General features: G+C 28.8%; 16 protein-coding genes and 1 other RNA gene. 7 read left to right on the top strand and 10 right to left on the bottom strand.

Annotation, left to right across the window (positions count from 1 at the left end):
* Nucleotides 1-319: 319 nt before the first annotated feature.
* The 3 genes from KEC93_RS07555 to KEC93_RS07545 all read left to right on the top strand — a co-directional run bounded on the left by KEC93_RS07555 (nucleotide 320) and on the right by KEC93_RS07545 (nucleotide 2,502).
* On the top strand, nucleotides 320-1,225 hold the full coding sequence (locus tag KEC93_RS07555) for a DUF5685 family protein (protein ID WP_023974220.1): 906 nt from the start codon (nucleotides 320-322) through the stop codon (nucleotides 1,223-1,225).
* Nucleotides 1,225-1,830: a J domain-containing protein gene (locus tag KEC93_RS07550; RefSeq protein WP_011968746.1), complete on the top strand. Its 606-nt coding sequence runs from the start codon at nucleotides 1,225-1,227 to the stop codon at nucleotides 1,828-1,830. Before KEC93_RS07555 ends, KEC93_RS07550 begins: the two co-directional genes overlap by 1 nt.
* A gap of 177 nt (nucleotides 1,831-2,007) precedes the next feature.
* Nucleotides 2,008-2,502 (top strand): hypothetical protein, encoded by a 495-nt coding sequence (locus tag KEC93_RS07545; RefSeq protein ID WP_011968745.1) that lies wholly within the window; start codon nucleotides 2,008-2,010, stop codon nucleotides 2,500-2,502.
* A 164-nt stretch (nucleotides 2,503-2,666) separates the two neighbouring features.
* Here KEC93_RS07545 and KEC93_RS07540 read toward each other — a convergent pair whose 3' ends face one another.
* Nucleotides 2,667-3,689 (bottom strand): pyruvate kinase, encoded by a 1,023-nt coding sequence (locus KEC93_RS07540; protein ID WP_023974223.1) that lies wholly within the window; start codon nucleotides 3,687-3,689, stop codon nucleotides 2,667-2,669.
* Nucleotides 3,690-3,833: 144 nt separating this feature from the next.
* On the opposite strand from KEC93_RS07540, the gene KEC93_RS07535 reads away from it, so the two are divergent.
* Both KEC93_RS07535 and KEC93_RS07530 read left to right on the top strand, forming a co-directional pair.
* Nucleotides 3,834-4,316, top strand: coding sequence for a DUF4883 family protein (locus KEC93_RS07535; protein ID WP_077855359.1), 483 nt, complete (start codon nucleotides 3,834-3,836; stop codon nucleotides 4,314-4,316).
* A gap of 251 nt (nucleotides 4,317-4,567) precedes the next feature.
* Nucleotides 4,568-5,407, top strand: coding sequence for a PHP domain-containing protein (locus KEC93_RS07530; protein ID WP_023974224.1), 840 nt, complete (start codon nucleotides 4,568-4,570; stop codon nucleotides 5,405-5,407).
* An 86-nt stretch (nucleotides 5,408-5,493) separates the two neighbouring features.
* Here the strand turns inward: KEC93_RS07530 and KEC93_RS07525 are convergent, their stop codons facing one another.
* From KEC93_RS07525 to KEC93_RS07515, 3 genes are all read right to left on the bottom strand, one after another.
* Nucleotides 5,494-6,891, bottom strand: coding sequence for an aminopeptidase (locus tag KEC93_RS07525; RefSeq protein WP_077867994.1), 1,398 nt, complete (start codon nucleotides 6,889-6,891; stop codon nucleotides 5,494-5,496).
* A gap of 99 nt (nucleotides 6,892-6,990) precedes the next feature.
* Nucleotides 6,991-7,899: an HPr(Ser) kinase/phosphatase gene (hprK, locus tag KEC93_RS07520; RefSeq protein WP_011968740.1), complete on the bottom strand. Its 909-nt coding sequence runs from the start codon at nucleotides 7,897-7,899 to the stop codon at nucleotides 6,991-6,993.
* Between the two features lie 6 nt (nucleotides 7,900-7,905).
* On the bottom strand, nucleotides 7,906-8,103 hold the full coding sequence (locus KEC93_RS07515; protein WP_023974226.1) for a DUF896 domain-containing protein: 198 nt from the start codon (nucleotides 8,101-8,103) through the stop codon (nucleotides 7,906-7,908).
* Between the two features lie 308 nt (nucleotides 8,104-8,411).
* On the opposite strand from KEC93_RS07515, the gene KEC93_RS07510 reads away from it, so the two are divergent.
* The gene (locus KEC93_RS07510) at nucleotides 8,412-8,624 is read left to right on the top strand and encodes a hypothetical protein (RefSeq protein ID WP_017211484.1); all 213 of its coding nucleotides are present in this window, start codon (nucleotides 8,412-8,414) and stop codon (nucleotides 8,622-8,624) included.
* A gap of 182 nt (nucleotides 8,625-8,806) precedes the next feature.
* On the opposite strand, the gene ssrS is transcribed toward KEC93_RS07510, so the two are convergent.
* The 4 genes from ssrS to KEC93_RS07490 all read right to left on the bottom strand — a co-directional run bounded on the left by ssrS (nucleotide 8,807) and on the right by KEC93_RS07490 (nucleotide 10,537).
* A non-coding RNA gene (gene ssrS / locus KEC93_RS07505) (6S RNA) lies at nucleotides 8,807-9,000 on the bottom strand.
* 56 nt (nucleotides 9,001-9,056) lie between these two features.
* Complete coding sequence (locus KEC93_RS07500) at nucleotides 9,057-9,455, bottom strand: hypothetical protein (RefSeq protein WP_011968738.1); 399 nt, start codon at nucleotides 9,453-9,455, stop codon at nucleotides 9,057-9,059.
* Nucleotides 9,456-9,471: 16 nt separating this feature from the next.
* The gene (locus KEC93_RS07495) at nucleotides 9,472-9,717 is read right to left on the bottom strand and encodes a DUF1292 domain-containing protein (protein ID WP_011968737.1); all 246 of its coding nucleotides are present in this window, start codon (nucleotides 9,715-9,717) and stop codon (nucleotides 9,472-9,474) included.
* Nucleotides 9,718-9,988: 271 nt separating this feature from the next.
* Nucleotides 9,989-10,537, bottom strand: a complete 549-nt coding sequence (locus KEC93_RS07490) for a hypothetical protein (protein WP_023974228.1) — start codon at nucleotides 10,535-10,537, stop codon at nucleotides 9,989-9,991.
* A gap of 248 nt (nucleotides 10,538-10,785) precedes the next feature.
* Here KEC93_RS07490 and KEC93_RS07485 point away from each other — a divergent pair, with 248 nt between their 5' ends.
* On the top strand, nucleotides 10,786-11,589 hold the full coding sequence (locus KEC93_RS07485) for an MBL fold metallo-hydrolase (protein WP_023974229.1): 804 nt from the start codon (nucleotides 10,786-10,788) through the stop codon (nucleotides 11,587-11,589).
* 110 nt (nucleotides 11,590-11,699) lie between these two features.
* Here KEC93_RS07485 and KEC93_RS07480 read toward each other — a convergent pair whose 3' ends face one another.
* Complete coding sequence (locus KEC93_RS07480) at nucleotides 11,700-14,105, bottom strand: homocysteine S-methyltransferase family protein (protein ID WP_077867995.1); 2,406 nt, start codon at nucleotides 14,103-14,105, stop codon at nucleotides 11,700-11,702.
* Nucleotides 14,095-14,778, bottom strand: coding sequence for a vitamin B12 dependent-methionine synthase activation domain-containing protein (locus KEC93_RS07475; RefSeq protein WP_077867996.1), 684 nt, complete (start codon nucleotides 14,776-14,778; stop codon nucleotides 14,095-14,097). Before KEC93_RS07475 ends, KEC93_RS07480 begins: the two co-directional genes overlap by 11 nt.
* Nucleotides 14,779-14,837 lie beyond the last annotated feature (59 nt).

The raw sequence follows: 14,837 nt of genomic DNA, 5'->3' as shown, positions 1-14,837 counted from the left end.
TATATAATAATAATTATCCGTTGTAAAGACTTTTTTTATAAATATTTCAAATTTTCCTGAAATACTTATTATTTACTGCTTAACTCCTATCGCTCCTGTTTTGGCCACGATAACATTATACTGGATTCTATAATAAAAAATTCCTACAAATTAAAATTAAATTCATATTTTACAGAAATACATAATATGTCCAATATACAGTCATACAAATGTTAATATTATCTGAAAATTTTATTATGTATATATGAACTTTATTGTTTATATGCTTAAATTTACTGTATAATTGATTTATATTGAATTTTATAAGGAGTGTTTTTTATTGTTTGGATATGTTACTCCATTAAAAGCAGAAATGAAAGTAAAAGATTTTGCTAGATTTAAATGCTATTATTGTGGATTATGTTGCCATATAAAAAAAGAATTTGGTAATATACCGAGGATGTCTTTAAATTATGATATGACTTTTTTAGGTTTACTATTAGATGCATTAAATCCAGAAGAGCTAGAAATTTCTCATCACAGATGTTCTCTTCACCCTACTGAAAAAAAAATTGTAATAGCTAATAACAAGGCGTTATCTTATGCCTCTGCTATGAATATATCCCTGTTTTATTATAAACTGTTAGATGATGCTCATGATGATAAAAATTACAAAAGTAAATTTTTATCACTTCTTTTATCCCCTTATAAAAGAAAATTTCCTAGTTCAATCATTAGAATTAATAACAACATAATGGAATCTTTAAATAAGCTTTCCACTTTAGAAGATAGTAAATCATTTAATTCTATAGATGAAATATGTGATCCTTTTAGCGATTTAGTTGGCGGAATTTTACGTGACTATCCTTATAAATTAATCGATGACGGATTGGATTTAAGGAATACTTTATATAGATTAGGATATTCAATAGGAAAATGGATTTATCTAATAGATGCCTTAGATGATTTGAAATCTGATATGGAAAATAAAAAATTTAATCCAATAAATTTCTTGTATAACAAAAATTCTTTAACATACGATAAATTTATGGAATTCATACAGCCTAAAATAGAATTTACAATTTTAAATTGTGGATATAGTTGTAAAGAAAACTTAGAAAAATTAAACCTAAAAAGAAATGAGGATATATTATATAATATAATTGAATTAGGTTTAATGGATAAATATATGAACATAGTTAAAAATCCAGAAAATACAAATGAGACTAAAAGGAGAGATTTATAATGAATCCATATGAAATATTAGGTGTAAAGCCAGGTGCAAGCCAAGATGAAATAAAAAGTGCTTATAGAAAACTTATTAAGCAATACCATCCTGACCAATATGGTGATAATCCATTAAAAAATTTAGCACAAGAGAAAATGATCGAAATTAATGAGGCTTATGAGGCATTAACAAAAAATCCTGGAAGTAACAGTTATAATTCCAATAGTACATCTAGTTATAACAATTCATCAAGTAACTCATATGATTTTCAAGAAATAAGAAGACTTATTCAATCTGGAAATTATGCAGCAGCTGAAAGTCGTTTAAATTCTATAAATAACAAATCTGCTGAATGGCATTATTTATATGGTGCAATAATGCTTAACAAAGGGTGGTTTGATTCAGCACTTGATCATATGACTACAGCTGTTAATATGGATCCAAATAATTTTGAATATAGGCAGGGCTTGAACTCATTAAGGCAAAGAGGTAATAATTACTCTAATCCTTACTATAGAACTACAAATACTAGTAATGCTGACATGTGTAATTGTTGTATAAATCTTTGGTGTCTTGATTCCTTATGCGAATGTGCTGGCGGAGATTTAATTGGCTGCTGCTAATATAAATATGATTAACTCTTTTATTTTATAATATATATGTTCTAAATATTATAATTCATTCTTTAAAAAACTGGCTGACTGCCACTACATTAACTTATACTTTAAAGTAAACTTCTATGAATTAAACTTTTTAGAACATATATATAAGTTGCATTTATTTAGTGAGGTGAATATCTTATGAAGGCAAAATATATAGCTGAAAACGGAATAACTATAGCATTAACATTAATTGTACTTTATGCTGCTTCTATACTTCCAGTAAGCACTTTAACAATATTGACAATAGCTTCTTGCTTAATTCCTATCTCAATAATAAGAACTTCAATAAAAAATACTATATTAGTTTATGTAGCCTCAAGTATTCTTAGTTTATTTTTGATTCCAACCAATATTGCCGTCTATTATATATCATTCTTTGGGATTTATGGAATAGTAAAATATTTTTCAGAAAAACTTAGAAATATTCCACTGGAATTATTTTTTAAATTAATCGCTTTTAATGCATCACTTCTAGTAATTTATTTTATTTTTACTAATCTTTTAGTCGATTTTAACATTGATTATCCTTTATATATGATATGGATTGCTGGGCAAATTGTACTTTTAGTTTATGATTACGCATTGACTATTATCATAAGTTTCTATTTGAAGCGAATACATAATAACATATAGACAAATTAAGAGTATAAGAAATAAATCATATTTATTTCTTATACTCTTAATACATATTTATATATACTTTTTAATATACTCAGTCTAACTAATATCATTTCAATTACTTTCATGATTAATTGATTTCCGCTATTTCATAATCGCTTGGACTTTTTTATTACTGCTCATATATTTCTATATTTTATAATCAAATTATTTAGAAATTCTACTGTTCTTATAGGTGCTTTTCCTATTGACGTTTCCCCTGCCAAAAGAAATCCAGTAGCTCCGATTTTTATGAAATTATATATGCTCTCTACCTCTGAAATCGATGGCATTTTTCCATTTTTCATGCTATTAAGGATATGCGTAGCTATAATTATCTCCTTATCTTTATCTCCTAGAACTTCTTTTATTATTCTTTCTTCATAAATAGGAGTATCTTCTATAGATGTTTCTGGAATCAAATCACCTCTGCCTATAACAATTCCATCTGCTTCACCTAAAATGCTTTTTATATTATTAACTCCATTTAATGTTTCTATTTTAGCCCAAATTTTAGGCTTAAATTGATTTGATTTTCTGTTATTTAGAAATAATTTAACATCATCAATATCTTTCTTTTCCTCAACGAACGATTGGCATATTATATCTACTTTATTGTTAACTCCCCAAACTATTGCGTCCTTATCATTTTCATTTAGTGGCAACTCTTTTCTTTCAAGATTCTTTATATTGCAACCCTTCCATTTTCTAATAACTCCTCCCCGAATTGTAGTTGCCTTTATTAATCCATCAACTTTATCTATGATATCGAAAGTCATCGTATTGTCCTTTATTCCTATTTGTTTATAATCTTTTTCATTCAAAATTTTGTTTTTTATATTTAATGGGATAACTTTAATTTTATTTTTACTATTTTTTACTACTTCACTATATTTGTCTTCTCCACAAAAATAAATTACTTCTCCATTATAAACTTTGAAAATATATTGGAATTTACCAGATACTCTTACCTTAGTTCCTGAAAGATCTAGCATTACTTGGATATCACTCTTTATATCTTTAGCCATTTTTAAAAATTCTAAAAATTCTTCTGCGCTTCCGTGTATAAAGTTAAATCGTAAAGCATTTACTCCACTCTCTATTATCCCTTTAAGTACTGCTCTATCTTTTACATTAGGGCCTACCGTTCCTATTATATACATAAACTAATCTCCCAAATTATCACTACTTTTTATTCATATTATAGAATCTTCGTAATTATCACTTATTGGCTAACTGAAAAGTTCTAAAAAATAACTAAAAGAATAAATTTAATAGTATATAACGTATTTCTAGGAGGTATACTTTTGAAAAAATTAACTTTTGCTTTCACAATTTTATTTCTCTGTTTCACCTTGAGCAGCTGTGCTCTTCAAAGTCCTAAATACATAAACTTTTCAGTAAAACCAAGTAATCATTATTATATTGATGAAATTAAAGCTAAAATTTTAAATAATCAAAACTTCACGCTTTATGTATTTGATACTAATCTATATAAGGAAATAGAAGTTCCAAGTGAAGAAAATTCAATAATTGAAGATTTTGTTTCAGCTCTAACAACTGTTAATTATTCTGACGAATCAGTTGATGCAAAAGAACCTTTCAGAATAAAAATACTTTTTGAAGATAATAGCCAGTATCTATTTAGGATTTTTAATGATTCAACTATATCAGTTTCACCTTGGGATGGGAATTATAAGGAAGATATTATATCAATTAAAGATTTACCGCTAAGATACAATCCATTCGATTTTTGTAATCATATAGCTAATAAACCTTTATCAAAATAGATATTTTTATAAAAAGATCATGGCACAATTGTTTTAATTTATATACACATAAGTTGGAAAATGTGAATATTAACTTATGTTATAAATATCCGCCACTAAGTTTTATTTTAGTATACTTGTATAAGTATCTTATGATATGATTATATTATTAAAATTTGCATAACATATTTTTATATTATTCCAAGTTAATCTACAATAAATTAGATAATTTTATTACTATAAACCTTAAATTAAATTGGAGGTTAAATTATATGCTTAAAGTGGACTTTCACGTTCATACATCTTCTTCAGATGGAACATTATCCCCTAAGGAAGTGGTTAAAAGGGCCCATGATAACAATGTTAAGTACTTAGCTATAACTGATCACGATACCTTAAGTGGTTTAGATAAAGCTATTGAAGAAAGCTTAAAATATGATATCACGCTAATTCCTGGAATTGAATTATCAACTCAACACAATAATGAAAGTGTACATCTTTTGGGATTCTTTAGAGATAATAACTTTAAAAATGATGATCTTATTAGAGAACTAACTAATATTAAGGATCATAGGATAATGAGAGCTAAACTTATGGTTGATAAGCTTAAAGATGAATTTAACATAGAAGTTAGTTTTGAAAAAATTCTAAAAGAAGCTAATGATACTATTGCAAGGCCTCATATTGCTAGAGAAATAGTCAATTGCGGATATCCTTATAACCTAGAGGAAGTTTTCAATAAATTTATTGGGAAAGGTTGTAAAGCATATGTCCCAACCTTAAAACTTTCTACTAGCGACGGATTGAAATTACTAAAAAGATATAATGCTCTTGTATTTTTAGCTCACCCTAAATTAATAAATGATTCTAATATTGATGAATTATTGCTAATGAATTTTGATGGAATTGAATCAATTTATTTTCAAAATACACAAGATGAAACTTCCAGATTCCTCTCTTTAGCAGATGAACACAATTTGTTAGTTTCTTGTGGTTCCGATTTTCACGGTGATTTAGAATCAGATGATCGTCATGGGGACATTGGCTGTATGCAATTTCCTAGTAACTATCTATCGAAATTTCTATCCGCTTTAGATCCACCACTATTATAATATTAGGTGATTAAATTAACTGTCAATAAAAAAAGATATTATCAGTCCTTAGACTTGATAATATCTTTTTTCTTAATTTATTGAGATTAAGCCTCTATTAAAAAAGCTTTATATCCATTCACTGTTTCAAATATATCAACTTTACTTGCAACTTCCCAAGGTGCATGCATATTGTGAAGTGCAACTCCACAATCTATTACTTCCATATTGTATTGAGCTAATATATATGCAATTGTTCCACCGCCACCAGCATCAACTTTTCCAAGCTCTGCAGTTTGAATTGAAACATTATGCTTTTCCATTATATTTCTAAGCTCTGCCATATACTCAGCACTAGCATCATTAGAACCTGATTTTCCTCTAGCTCCAGTATATTTGTTAAATACCATTCCTTTTCCAAAGAATGCAGAATTCTTCTTTTCCATTACTGATGGGTAATTAGGGTCAAAAGCTGCACTAACATCGGATGATAGCATCTTTGAATTAGTAAGACATCTTCTTAATTTAAGATCAGAATATCCCTCAATTCTATCAATGATTTCTGCAACTATATTTTCAAAAAATCTTGAGTGCATTCCAGTTGCTCCGATACTACCTACTTCTTCTTTGTCAACCAATAGACAGCAGCAAGTTTTATCAGGCTCTTTTATTTCAAACATAGCCATTAGTGAAGTATATGAACATACTCTATCATCATGCCCATAAGCCATAACCATACTTCTATCTAAACCATAATCTCTAGCCTTTCCAGCTGGTACAATCTCAATTTCAGCAGATAAAAAGTCTTCTTCTTCAAAATCATATTTTTCTTTTAATAACTTTAATATATTTCCCTTAACAGCATCTTTTTTGCTTCCCTTTAAAGGCATACTTCCAACTAATACATTAAGATCTTCACCTTCTACTACTTTGTCAGCTTTTTTGCCCATTTGATCTCCTGCTAAGTGAATTAAAAGATCAGATACTCCAACAACAGGATCATTATCATCTTCACCTATGCAAATATCTATTACAGTACCATCTTTCTTTGCTACTACTCCGTGTAATGCTAGTGGCAATGTAACCCATTGGTATTTTTTAATTCCACCGTAATAATGCGTATCAAGTAATGCTAACTCACTATCTTCATAAAGTGGATTTTGCTTTAAATCTAATCTTGGTGAATCAATGTGAGCTCCTAATATCTTTAGCCCCTTTTCTATAGATTCACTTCCTACAATAAACAACGCAACAGCTTTTCCTTTGTTATTTGCAAAAACCTTGTCGCCTGGTTTTAATTGTTTATTATTTTTTATAATTTCCTCTATATCTTCATAGCCTTCAGCTTTAGCTAATCTAAGTACTTCCTTAACACATTCTCTTTCAGTTTTACATTTAGACATAAAATTCTTATATCCTTCACAAAACTCGAATATGCTTTGAACTTCTTTCTCATCATATTTATTCCATGCATTTTTGCTTAAATCTTTTTTTTCATTTTCCATAGTCAATCCTCCTTTTGATGATAAATATATATCTCATATTCTAAGCATTTCAAATCATTTACTTAGACTTGAGTTATGTAAAAATAGTTACATACTATATTAATCATTAAGCTCATTCATTCTATTTTCTATTACATCAACTGGTGTAATTTTAGACATTAATGCGTGTCTATAATTTACTGCTGCTGCTTCTATAATAACCGCGATATTTCTACCTGGTCTAATAGGAACCGTTAATTTCTTCACGTTAATTCCTAGTATATTCATATATTCATTATCTATTCCTAGCCTATCATAATCATTGTCATCTTTCCAATGTTCAAAATGCATAACTAGCCTTATCTCTTTCTCTTGAACTACTGAACTTAATCCATATAGTGTTGTAACATCAATTATGCCAAGGCCTCTGACCTCTAACATTCCAACGGTTATTTTAGGTGATCTTCCTATTAGCTGTCCATCTATGTCCTTTATATCAACTGCATCATCTGTGACAAGTCTATGTCCCCTTTTTATCAACTCTAATGCAGTTTCACTCTTTCCTATTCCACTCTCTCCAGTAATCAATATTCCTATACCAGATACATCTACCAAAACTCCATGCAATCTTGTTTCTGGTGCAAGCTTATCAGCTAGATATATTGTAGTTTTGCTTATAAATTGTGTAGTAACTAAATTACTTCTAACAAACCATATATTGTGCTTTTTCGCTTCCTTTATAAACTCTGGATGTGGCTCCAATCCTCTAGTTATGATTAAGCAATTTATGTCAAAGCTAAAATATTTTTTAACTCTTTTTTTCCTTAATTCAATTTGCATATAATCTAAGAAGCTCCATTCTGCTTTACCTATAACCTGGATTCTCTCTGGAGCAAAATAATTATAAAAGCCTGCAAGCTGTAGTCCCGGTCTATTTATATCATTTACTGAAATTTCAACATCTTCTTTTCCTTCTACAAGCACTTCTAAGTTTAAATCATCAATTAACTTTTTAACTAAAACACCCAATTATCATCATCCCTTTTTCTTATTGTTAAGTTCTATACCTTCTAATTGCGCTCTAAAATTTTTCTTAACATTATCTATATATCTTTTTCTTAATCTACTTTGCAAATCCTTCTCCTCATTACTTAATTCTCTTTCTTGACTAGTCTTATATAATGAATTGATTTTTTCTATAACTTCTTCTATTTTAGCCTTTTCAATGTCCATCATATTTTCATCCTTTCTATCCGTATATCAATAATTTTACCATTTAAAATAATATAATCAACCCGAATTTTTTCGACACCATTTATTCTTCTTCGTAATCGTTTGTCGAACACTTTGTCTGTAAAATATATACAATTATGTTCTATTCAGGTATGAATCTACTAGAAAAACAAATTATTAACCGTTTTATTAAACATTTCTGCAAATTATTGTCATTAATTGTATTATGAAATATTTTTACAAATTTTCTTTTCTTGTTTATAATAATCATATAACAAAAACCAAGTCTGATAAAAAGAGGTGTTAGTATGAAAACTTGGGTAATTTTTAAACTAAAATGTAATATTGTACTTAGGAAAAACCTACTTAACTTATTATTATTGTTTTTTTCACCAAGTAAAACATTTATAGTTGATTTATCTCAAAATTTGGACAAGTACATTGTCTTATATCAAAAAGAATTGATTTCAATATATTATAAGCAACATAACTCTAAATCTGTAAAAAACATAGCTGCTTAAAATATAGCAATAAATAAAATATAAAAATAGCTACTTTATAAGAACTAGAATATTTAATTATAACTTTAGTTTTATGTTAATATAACTGAATACCAAACTAGATATAGGTTTGGTATTTTCTTTTTAGTTTATATTTTATTGTACATAAAAAAACACCTCTAATAGAGGTGTTGAATTCAATCATAGCTCCCAACATGCCGTTCACCTATATATTCAAGTCCTGCGCCTCGCAGGTGGGTTAAACTCAATTCATTCCTGTCTTCTACTGACACAATACTGTGCTTTTAATGAAGCCTGACATTTATGAATATATTGTAAATCCCGATAATGTAATGTAGGTTGAATATCATAAGCTTTACGCACATCTCAGGAAATCTATGATTTAATTATAACATAAGGAAATATATTTTCAATAGTATTTTAATACCAGTTTTACTCATAGTAATCGTTTAAAATATCTTCCATTTCTATATCTGTTAACTCTTCAGAAAATGCTGCTATAAACTTGAAATATCCACTATTTCCATTTTCCATTCCGAATTCTTTATATTTAGATTCTAGTTCAAACTCATCTGATATTTCTTCAATTATTGATTCTACATTATCTACGGCAATATCTCTTAAGTAAGGAATGTAATATTCGTTATACCATTCATCACTTTCTGGTTCAAAATCACTTTCTTCAGTTGAGTATGCTTTTGCAGCGCTTAATTCTTCTTTGTCAAAGTCATAATAAAATTTTATTATCACATAATTGCTTTTGTGTTTTATTTCTTCAACATCTGCTAAATCATTGTCTTCCAAAAAATCAATTATTTCTGAACTCTTCATTAAATTTCACTCCTATTTAATACAATAATTTCTTATATTCTTTCTTTATTTCCTCAAATTCCTTATCATCTTCCACAAGGTTTAATTCTTCATTGCCTTCTTCATTAATATCTATTCTAAATGCAAACATATCATCACACTTTTCATCTACTGGTGATAGTAACAAATATCCTTGTTCTTCTAAATATATCTTTGCAATAGCTTCAAAATCAACTTTATTTCCATTTTCATCTTTAAACGACATTATTTCTTTTTCTTCCAAAATGTTCACCTCATTGTATTCTAATTTGAAATTGTTTTTCTTAAGATTCTTAGTCAAATAACATTTAACATACTTCTCAATTTTACAACTTTAAATTTATTCTATCCTTATTATATGATATTTAGTATTTTTGTCTATATCTTTTTTATTATTTTCTATAACTTTCCATATAATTTTAAAAAACAAAGCTGAATGCATGTAAATATAATGCACTCAGCTTTAAATATGAACGGCTCTATTATATTCTATAAATTATAAGTACTAATTATCCTTATCTCTGTAAAGCTCTTTGAGTCTTGAATTCTCCAAAAACATTATAAATGTTTTTCTTTCTTGCTTTTGCCATAGCTTTAACTATTGCATATGCTATTATGCTATCTGCTGAATGATGCAATATTGCACCAACAACTGTAATGATCAATGCAGGATAAACGGCAACTGAAAATCCTATAAATGGTATTGTAACTAAAGCCTCTAAGATTCCATGGATTGGAGCTGTTATTGCTATTGCCTTAACATAGCTTTTATTTTTCATAATTATCATTGCTCCAACATATCCTACAACTATATGAGTTGCTGCCCTTGCCACTACTGGCGCTGGTGTTCCAGCTATTAAAAATCCAATTGTAGAGCCTATTCCAACTACAGCTGCCACAAAAGGCGATATCAACATTGATAACATCATAGGTACATGAGCCGCTAATGTTGCAGTAAAGTATGGTGGAATAACTATTCTTAAAAATCCAAACTGAATAGGAATTATTATTGCTAATGCTGTAAGTAATCCGGCATACACCATTTGTTTTATTTTATTATTCATTATATTTTCTCCTCCTCTTGCATCACATGTATATACACTAGTATATAGCATGTCTAATTATAAGTAAATGCATTTGACAAAATATATTTGTATTTATATTTCAAACTTAAGCTTATTTATGTAGCACTATCATAATATTGAATTTATTTCATTTAACTCTTATAATTGTAATTATGTTAAATTTAATATTTAGTAATCTTTACTCATATTATCTTTAAAATTTTTTAATTTATACAAGGAGATTTACGATGGAAAATATATATATTCTCGGAACTGGTTCCGCAATGGTTACAAAATGCTATAATACATGTTTTACTTTATCTAACGAAGACGAGCACTTCCTTATTGATGCAGGTGGTGGTAATACAATCCTATCAAATCTAGAAAAGTTAAATATATCAATTAATAAAATACATAATATGTTTATATCTCATAATCATAATGATCATATACTAGGAAGCGTTTGGGTTATCCGTGCTGTAGCACAAAGCATACTAAATGATAAATACTCTGGAAATTTAAATATCTATTGCCACAAAACTTCAATAGATGCTATAAAATCAATTTCTTCATTTGTGCTTCAAAAAAAATTTTTAAAATTATTTGATGATAGAATATTATTTAATGGAATTGAGGATAACTATACAGCAACTATATTAAATAGAAAAACTACTTTCTTCGATATAAAAAGCACAAAAGATCTCCAACATGGATTCACAACAACATTAAATAACGGTAAGTCTCTAACATTTTTAGGTGACGAACCTTATAGAGAAACTGTGAAGAAATATTGTGCTAATGTAGATTATTTATTCCATGAAGCATTTTGCCTTTACTCTCAAAAAGAAATATTCAAACCATATGAAAAACACCATGCTACCGCAAAAGACGCTTGCAAAAATGCACAGGATTTAAATGTTAAGAATGTTATTTTATATCATACAGAAGATAAAAATCTAAAGAATAGAAAAGAATTGTACATAAATGAAGGTAAAGAGGAGTTCAGCGGAAAGATATACATGCCTGATGATTTAGATATAATAGAATTATAATATTTTATAATTTAGCTTTAGTATAAATTCTTGTAATTTAAAAGGTTGTCCTATGCATTTTTAATGCATAGGATAACCCTTTAAATATTAGTTTCTTAATTTATTATTTACTATGAAAGTACTCTTCTTGCAATTTCTACTGATTCCTTTGCATCTTTGGCATAGAAGTCTGCACCTATTCTTTCTGCTGTATCTTTTGTAAGTACTGCTCCACCAACAAATATCTTTCCATTGTACCCATCTTCCCTTAGCGCTTTTATCGTTTCCTCCATGCTTTTAAGTGTCGTTGTCATAAGCGCACTTAATCCAATTAAAGATGCATTATGTTTTTTTGCTTCCTCTACAACAGTCTTTATAGGTACATCCTTCCCTAAATCTATCATTTCATAGCCATAGTTTTCTAAGATAACTTTTACTATATTTTTACCTATATCATGAATATCTCCTTTTACTGTAGCTATAATTATCTTACCCTTTGATATAGTTTGAGAATTAGTTCTAGATATTTCTTCCTTCAAAATGGTAAATGAATTTTTTACCGTTTCAGCTGCTTGAATTAGCTGCGGTAAAAAAAGTTCCCCTTTTTCATATTTTTCTCCAACCATATCTAATGCTGGAATTAAATGCTCATTAACTATTTCAAGCTCCTTCTTTTCTTTTAATAATTCAACAGTGGCTTGCTTCGCCTCTTCTTTTAGTCCTTTAACGACAATATACTTTAAATCATGAACTGTATTTATATTTGAATTAATCTTTGCTGCTCCATTACCTTTAATAGTGACTTCTCTTGATAATTCTACATTTGCATAATTATTAATATAACTTTCAGCGCCTTTATCATAATTATATAAAACATTGTAAGAATCAATAACTCTAGTCATTCCATTCACATTAGGATTAATTATTGGTAAATCTAGCCCATTGGCAAGAGCTAGAGCCAAGAAAGTCTCATTAATTAATTCTCTATTAGGAAGGCCAAACGATATATTTGAAACTCCAAGTACTGTTTTAACTCCTAATTTCTCTTTAACCATTCTTACAGCTTTTAAAGTTTCTTGAACTTCTTTCTGCTGAGCTGACACAGTTAAAACTAAACAATCTATAAATACATCTTCTTTTCTTATTCCGTATTCCGCTGCTTTACTTATTATTTTTTCTGCAATCTCAAATCTTTCTTCTGCTTTTGCTGGAATACCTCTTTCATCTAATGTTAAACCTACTACACTTGCGCCGTATTTTTTTACTATAGGAAGTATTCTATCTAAAACTTCATCTTCTCCATTTACAGAATTCAATATAGGTTTTCCATTATAATATCTGAGCCCTGTCTCTATTGCTTTATGATCAGAAGAATCTATTTGAAGTGGTGTATCCATGATGCCTTGAATCTCTCTAATTACTTTATGCATCATATCTGCCTCATCAATTTCAGGTAATCCTACATTAACATCTAGAATGTGAGCTCCAACTTCTATTTGAGAAACTGCTTGATTTAATATATAATCTAAATCTCCATTTTTTAAAGCTTCCTTAAATATCTTTTTGCCTGTAGGGTTAATTCGTTCACCTATGATTCTAACACCATCTATCCTTACTACTTTTGACGGTGTACAAACTGCGGAATAATATTCTTTTTCCATGGACACAAGTTTCTTATTTCTCGTTATTTTATACAATTCCTCGATATATTCTGGACTTGTTCCACAACATCCACCTATCACTCTTACCCCTAGGTCAATTAATCCACATAATGTATCTGCAAATTCTTCTTTAGTAACATCATATTTTGTTTCATTACCTATTGATAGTGTTGGAAGTCCTGCATTAGGCTGAACCATTACTGGAATATGTGATAAGCTGCATATTTCTTCAACAATTGGTTTTAGCTGCTTTGGCCCCAAAGAGCAATTAACGCCAAGTGCATCTACTCCTAATCCTTCTAATACAAGTACCATGGCTTCTGGAGTACATCCGGTGAATGTTCTCAAATTTTCTTCAAATGTCATTGTACAAAATATTGGCAAACTTGAATTTTCCTTTGCTGCAAGCACTGCGGCCTTAAGCTCGTATAAATCTGTCATTGTTTCAATTAAAATTATATCAACACCAGATTTAACCCCTTGAATTATTTGTCGTTTAAAAATTTCATACGCTCTGTCAAAACTTAGAGTTCCCATAGACTCTAAAAGTTCCCCTATAGGACCTACATCCAGTGCTATATATGTTTCACTATTTCCTTTAGCTTTTTTGGCGATATTAACTGCCGCATCTATTGCTTCTTCAACCACTAAATTACAAAGTTTTAGTTTAAGCTCATTAGCACCAAAAGTATTAGTAGTTATTACATTAGCACCGCTAGATATATATTCTCTATGGATTTCTTCTATTATATATGGCTCTTTTAGATTTAAGATTTCAGGATTTTCTCCTAATTTCAGCCCTTTCTTTTGAAGCATTGTTCCCATAGCTCCATCAAATATTAATATGTTATTTCTTATATATTCCCTAATCCCCACAGATTTCTCCCTCTCTTCTAAAACTGCAATTTTTGTAGTTAGTACATTTTTTGCAGCTCTTTATTTTCTTTTCACTTCCCCTATTTATTATCCCTATTATTGCTGTAACAGATTTCCTAGGAAATAGTAAATTATTTTCTGATACAGTTAGTCCAATTTTTTTCTGGGCATCTAATGCCCTTAAAAAGCTACTTTGAACATCTAACGGCAAATCTCCATAACCTGGACTATACCTAAAAGTTATATCCTTATTATTCAATATAGCTTTTTCCTTAACAATCCTTTCTACATAATCACATACTTCCTCTACTGCCGTTGTAGCACAAGCATCTAATATAAGTGCTTTTGTTAAATTTATTTTTTCATATAATCTCGTTTTTCTTTCCACATCATTTCCCAAAGTTACTGCCATTAATACGCACTTTTTTGAATCTTTAAGATGCTCTTTTATATCTTTTCCATATAAAATTAGTTTTGTATTAACAACCTCTATAGCCTCATCAAGCTGTATTATATCTTTATATTCATACATAAATCTTGGGGTAATTATCTTCTTGATTTCTTCTCTACATTCCTCAATAAGATTTACAATATTTTCATCTATATCCTGTCCTTTATATCCAAGATACCTAAGTACTTCATTCTTGTTTATCTGTAGTTTCAAATCTCCCATATATTGATCACCACCTTATTACTAATCTCAAAGCATTACCATGTCCTATAAATTTTCAT

The organism is Clostridium beijerinckii (assembly GCF_018223745.1).
Taxonomy (GTDB): Bacteria; Bacillota; Clostridia; order Clostridiales; family Clostridiaceae; genus Clostridium; species Clostridium beijerinckii.
The sequence above is the reverse complement of the archived record's forward strand: the minus strand, read 5'-3'. Positions and strand labels throughout refer to the sequence as shown.

Bases quoted from the DNA above. Each gene is read 5' to 3' on its own strand.
- KEC93_RS07550 (WP_011968746.1), top strand. From the start codon at position 1,225: ATGAATCCATATGAAATATTAGGTGTAAAGCCAGGTGCAAGCCAAGAT.
- KEC93_RS07510 (WP_017211484.1), top strand. From the start codon at position 8,412: ATGAAAACTTGGGTAATTTTTAAACTAAAATGTAATATTGTACTTAGG.
- KEC93_RS07545 (WP_011968745.1), top strand. From the start codon at position 2,008: ATGAAGGCAAAATATATAGCTGAAAACGGAATAACTATAGCATTAACA.
- KEC93_RS07540 (WP_023974223.1), bottom strand. From the start codon at position 3,689: ATGTATATAATAGGAACGGTAGGCCCTAATGTAAAAGATAGAGCAGTA.
- KEC93_RS07475 (WP_077867996.1), bottom strand. From the start codon at position 14,778: ATGGGAGATTTGAAACTACAGATAAACAAGAATGAAGTACTTAGGTAT.
- KEC93_RS07515 (WP_023974226.1), bottom strand. From the start codon at position 8,103: ATGGACATTGAAAAGGCTAAAATAGAAGAAGTTATAGAAAAAATCAAT.
- KEC93_RS07500 (WP_011968738.1), bottom strand. From the start codon at position 9,455: ATGAAGAGTTCAGAAATAATTGATTTTTTGGAAGACAATGATTTAGCA.
- KEC93_RS07490 (WP_023974228.1), bottom strand. From the start codon at position 10,537: ATGAATAATAAAATAAAACAAATGGTGTATGCCGGATTACTTACAGCA.
- KEC93_RS07485 (WP_023974229.1), top strand. From the start codon at position 10,786: ATGGAAAATATATATATTCTCGGAACTGGTTCCGCAATGGTTACAAAA.
- KEC93_RS07530 (WP_023974224.1), top strand. From the start codon at position 4,568: ATGCTTAAAGTGGACTTTCACGTTCATACATCTTCTTCAGATGGAACA.
- KEC93_RS07525 (WP_077867994.1), bottom strand. From the start codon at position 6,891: ATGGAAAATGAAAAAAAAGATTTAAGCAAAAATGCATGGAATAAATAT.